The organism is Nostoc mirabile CHAB5784 (assembly GCF_020829645.1).
In the GTDB taxonomy this organism is placed as follows: Bacteria; Cyanobacteriota; Cyanobacteriia; order Cyanobacteriales; family Nostocaceae; genus Nostoc; species Nostoc mirabile.
Genome location: NZ_JAIVFS010000225.1, coordinates 1 through 5,180, shown reverse-complemented (window position 1 = coordinate 5,180; position 5,180 = coordinate 1). Strand labels below are relative to the sequence as shown.

Here is a 5,180-nt window from a genome sequence, read left to right as displayed (position 1 = left end):
ACCAATTAATCGCTTCGTTTCTTGAGGATTCGCCTTAATGTGATTCAGTATATCGCTCATATTTCTGTGCTAAAAAAGCTCTTTGATGTTCTTTTACCAGAGAATGTTACTATTTTGGAGATGTCTATTGTCTATGAATATAGAACAATCCACTTCGTTACTGACTTACTCGTGAAGCAACTATATCTGTATCCTCAAATAGCTGATAATAGATCCGGTTCTGAGCAGGTAGCCCAGTTATGCATAGTAGGTATCTTTGTTTTCCTAATTTTTGCTTACGTTAGGCTCATAGGCATATATTCAACAAGTTCGTGGCTTACTTTCTGCTCATTGCTAGCTCTTATAAAGATAAGTTATCCATTAGCAAGATACAACTTGCTAATACCAAAAATATTACAAGAAAGAGCTATGGCTGCTGTCGAAAAACTCTTTGAGGTGAGTGGGTATGATGTGAATTCGTCGTTTAGAACGAACGATATAGGGATTGACCCCCTTCTGACTGACGTTAAATTTCTTGCCCAAGAAAGAAAGCGTTCATTTGCTGTTGAGGTAATGATAGCTAGTACCGCTAAAGTTACATCTGAAGCAGCAATATTTTCTCTTCTTACTGCCTCTTGGACTTTAACCAGATTTTTCCAGAACGAAGAAGAGAGGGACAAATATTCTTCTTATGTTAAACCTTTATTTGTTTTTGTTGCTTCAAAGCAATTTCCATCACTTAAAAATCTTGACAAGATTGTTTGGCTTGAAGAAGAAACAGACCTACAGGTCATCAAGATTGACAGTTGGAATAAAATTAAGCGGATATTGGAATTGAAGAATCTAGAGGAACTGCAATTAAAAGCAGACGAAGATTTCAAAATTCCAAGAGCCTCAAATTATAATAAACGAGGCTCCTCCAAATCTGTAAAAGGAAAAATAAATATAAACATGATTGAAGCAATAACTGAGCCATTTGTTGAGAGATTTGAGAGCAAGGAAGTCGGGACAGATAGAAAAGGGGGAAGCAAAAAAACAGAGGAAAACATGAAATGAACAAAGATGTGTCTCTTCGCACAAAATACAATAAACTACAAAGTTTAGGTCTGCCCGATTTACACTTTAAAGTGAAAGACTATGAATTCACCAATGACAAGGATAAGTATATTTGCACTCAATTATATCATGAGAATGATAAGGATAAGGAGCGCTTATTGGTTAGATTGCCTTCCAATGATCTTAAGAAAGCCAAGGAAATAATCTCTCTCGAATTGTTTGAAATGATGCAAAAAAAAACAATTATAATATATCTTCACCCTCCTGAACCTCTTCTTCCTTCTATTCAAAGTTTACTTGATTCAGGATTAAGGTTTGGAATCACTTTTAAGAAAAGAGCCTTTAGTTCGATTGACGAGCTAGAAAAATTTCGACTTACTTTAATGAAAGTTGTTGCTAAGGACAATTCCTTTAAGGAAAGTTTAGATATCATTATACTAAAAAAACTAAAGTATTGTTTGGGTTTGGAAGAACCGCCTAGCCTCTGTGGAGAACTAATAGCTCTTCAAAACATTGTTGAAAAAATATTTGTTGATGTGAAAGATCCGGAATTGAAACTGAAAGCGCTCATAACATACGTAAATCCATCTTTACTGGAGTACTTTAAAGGTATCAATAATAAGGCAATCTACAATTCTGAAAGAATAGCTTCCGTAATAACTATTAATTTATTTGATAGAGATGAGAAATATGGTGGGATAAGACCTTTTCTTGAGGCGCTACCAGGTATTCCTCCACTAAATTCTACAGAAGAAGATTCAATAGAAAAGGACAAAAATAATGTAAAAAGAATGATCAATAAATACTTCTCTGATTCTCCGTCAGGTTCCTCAATAGAGGAGAGTGAACCTCAATCGTATCGAGATGGGTTTTTGTCTATAAAAGAGCGACGTGAGTTGATAGCAATTCTTCATAATAATAGATTTTTTCAAGACCGTAAGAGCCTATACTCTTTCCTTTTAAATTTTCTGTCGAAAACCGATATAATTAATATTCTCTTTCCGCAGAGGGTTTCTCCGGGGGGCAGGACTAGAAGATTTTAGTCCACCAAATGCTAATGGTGAAGATGCCAAGATTGCAGCATCTGCTATTATTCTAAACCTTGAAAACTATGGCTACAGGTGGAATGGACGAAAAAATCAAACTCACCATCCACTAGGTGCACTATTGGAATATGTACTAAATGACTATGAAAATGATATAGGATTTGAGAAGGCCAATTCTATCTCAAATTTAATTATTAAATATAAATTAATTGATGAAACCTATGTCAAAGATAATGTGGGATATATTGCATTTTTGAAGAAAACATATGGTGATCCAATTCCTACATCTCTTCATGAAGGAACACCGCTTTCTACTGAATCAGATGCTTTGGATAGCGAAAATCGGATCATTAAGTATTGTGAATCACAAAACGTGATTAATGCAACAAAATTACTAAGTAATGCTGAAGAGGAAATCAAGAAAAACAAGAACGCTTTAGAGAAAATCATCCGTTTTGCTTTCAGTATAGATGAACTTGAAAGATTTATTACCTTTTACATGGAGACTAAGCCCCAAGACATCAGGGCTTCCAATGCTGGACTTGAGTTTTTTCAGGCTACATTGGCTTACTTTGAGCGACAGAAAAGACTAGCTAATGTGGTTATGGGGATGCGCCAATGGCGTCCTAATGATCAAGAACTTTACTCGTATTCGATGGAAGTTGGGCTGGCTGCAAAAGTCATTCCCCCAGAAATACCAAATTTTGATCTCGAATCAATCATCCGTCAAGAGACGGGAATCCTCAATTTAGTGGAGTGGCGGTCAAAGCTTGGAAAAATAGAGAACCAAGTTTGTTTGATTAAATTGAAGAAAGATGAGAATTCCGAATCAATTCCAAATGGTACCGGATTCTTGATTGGCGACAATCTTGTTTTGACCAACTGGCATGTAGTCAACCATTTTATTGACATAGACGGAAAGCCAAAAGCAATAAAATCAGATTCGATTTCCGCTCATTTTGGTTTTTTTGCCGAGTTAGATACAAATCAAGAACAAGATGGCATCACATATTTGTTAGATCAATCTTCCTGGCTGGTAGCTCACAGTCCTAAAGAAGAACTTGATTATGCATTATTGAGACTAGAAAAAAAAGCAGCAGAAGCAGCAGTAGGTGGTCTGGAGAACCGACCTCAAGATAGCAACATGGCAAAACGAGGGCATATCGCTATGTTAGATGAAATTTTGGTAAGAGAGCAAATGCCACTATTTATAATCCAACATCCAGGTGGTAAACCAATGGGAATTGCAGTCGATCGCGTCTCGAAAATAGAAAACGAGAGGAACCGAATTCAATATGTTACCAATACAGACCGAGGATCTTCAGGTTCTCCTTGTTTTGACGCAAATTGGAATTTAGTTGCCTTACATCATGCTGGTGGGTTGCAAAGATTAACTGGAGAGGTGAACCAGGGAATTCCAGTTGACAAGATATTTGCATCTCTTAGGAGCCAGAATATCGACTTGAGTTAATGTCAATATCAATACATAGTGAAATACTGGGAGATGCAATGACAAGTTTAAACTCAAAGAGAGTTATCGAGGCGATGTTTGCTATTTGGCACAAGTTGCCTGAACTACTTAATGAGCGATGGGAATCATTTGAAACAGATTTATTTGAGTCTTTAAAGACAGATGCAGCCAACAAAACCAATGATCAGGTTGCACAGGAAATTCTTGAGAAGTTTGAAAAGTACAAACAAGTATTTGAACTTCTTGAAGCAAAATATCAAGAATTATTTAGTCAAGAATTATTTAGCCCATCCGAAAACCTAGAGAGCTTAGAAACTCGCGTAGCTCCAAATACTGGGGTAGATTTGTACGGATACGAAATTATCCCAGTATATTTCGCCACTCCTCGTCACTACGATAGCTCAAAAAAGTTAGACCAACAGTTTACTGAACGCCGTGGTGATGGCTCTCTTAATTATGGAGTAGCTGAAGTATCTATTCCTCTTGATCGCCGTATGGGAAGTCTTAATCAACCACCATTTTGGAGATCCGAGGATATAGATAAGGATATGACAATCTATTCACTCACTAAACTATCTCAGTCAGAGTTTTCAGCACAAGCCAATAAAGCATTCAGCGACGGACAACAGCGAGAGGGAATGGTGTTCGTACATGGTTATAACGTAACGTTCAAGGCAGCGCTACTACGGACAGGTCAACTTGCCTATGATCTTGCTTTCAAAGGACTACCTTTGTTATTTAGTTGGACATCCACTGGTCGTTTTCTGGGTTATCCAGCCGACGAAGAAAATGTCAGATGGTCACAGCAACTTCGACATTTTGAGAGTTTTCTAGAGTTCTGCCTTAATGAACTGAAGTTGGATACGATACATCTCGTCGCTCATAGCATGGGTAATCGCATCTTGACGGAGACTTTGACGCAAATTATTAACGTCCAAACCAAAAGTAAGCTTGGTCAAGTTGTCTTTGCAGCCCCAGATGTCGATGCTGATACCTTTAAAAATCAAGCAGCATCCTTTCCATCTAATGCTGCTCGATACACACTATACACATCCAAACATGATGTTGCAGTGAGACTTTCTGAGTTTTTGCATGGTAGTTATCCCCGAGCAGGAAAGTTTGAGGATGAAAATGATGTCGTTATCGTTAACCCTGTCGAAACTCTTGATGCTTCAAATCGTCGTAACGATTTCGTGGGTCACAGCTACTATAGCGATAACACATCAATTGTTTCCGACATATTCCAACTATTTAAATATAACTCTAGTCCAGATGACAGATTGGGTTTAAGAAGTAGAACTCTACAGGGTGGTAAGATGTGGATTTTCAGTAAGTTATAGTGTGGTCGCTGATCGCGTAGGTTGGATTGAGGTACGAAACCCCACGTTCATAGGCTTTGACTGTACCTGGATAGCGGGTTTTCAATATCTAAGTAGCCGCACTGACAGATGTTAGACACAGGCTAACATAGTTTATGACTTGCTTGAGCCGGATGCTTTGTAAGGGTGCGCCGTGGTACGCACTGATTGAATTGCCAACCTAGTTGGCTGGAGTTCGGGGTAATCGACTCCAAGGCGAACAACTTACCTAAACCCGAAAGGGAGAGGGGACAAGAGCATGTTCCTAAA

General features: G+C 38.0%; 4 protein-coding genes. All 4 read left to right on the top strand.

Annotated features, from left to right (window positions below; all coding sequences use genetic code 11):
- Window positions 1-39 precede the first annotated feature (39 nt).
- Genes LC653_RS44560 through LC653_RS44545 form a run of 4 tightly spaced genes read left to right on the top strand, consistent with a single transcriptional unit; the run spans window position 40 to window position 4,892 of the window.
- Complete coding sequence (locus tag LC653_RS44560; protein WP_229501638.1) at window positions 40-1,035, top strand: hypothetical protein; 996 nt, start codon at window positions 40-42, stop codon at window positions 1,033-1,035.
- Entirely contained in the window at window positions 1,032-2,078 is a 1,047-nt protein-coding gene (locus LC653_RS44555) for a hypothetical protein (protein ID WP_229501637.1), read from the top strand. Before LC653_RS44560 ends, LC653_RS44555 begins: the two co-directional genes overlap by 4 nt.
- On the top strand, window positions 2,026-3,552 hold the full coding sequence (locus tag LC653_RS47115; RefSeq protein ID WP_229501639.1) for a trypsin-like peptidase domain-containing protein: 1,527 nt from the start codon (window positions 2,026-2,028) through the stop codon (window positions 3,550-3,552). The genes LC653_RS44555 and LC653_RS47115 overlap by 53 nt, the downstream gene beginning before the upstream one ends.
- A gap of 38 nt (window positions 3,553-3,590) precedes the next feature.
- On the top strand, window positions 3,591-4,892 hold the full coding sequence (locus tag LC653_RS44545) for an alpha/beta hydrolase (protein ID WP_229501636.1): 1,302 nt from the start codon (window positions 3,591-3,593) through the stop codon (window positions 4,890-4,892).
- The last annotated feature ends 288 nt before the right edge of the window (window positions 4,893-5,180 follow it).

Excerpts from the sequence above, each read along its gene's own strand:
- LC653_RS44545 (WP_229501636.1), top strand. The coding sequence starts at position 3,591 with ATGACAAGTTTAAACTCAAAGAGAGTTATCGAGGCGATGTTTGCTATT.
- LC653_RS44555 (WP_229501637.1), top strand. The coding sequence starts at position 1,032 with ATGAACAAAGATGTGTCTCTTCGCACAAAATACAATAAACTACAAAGT.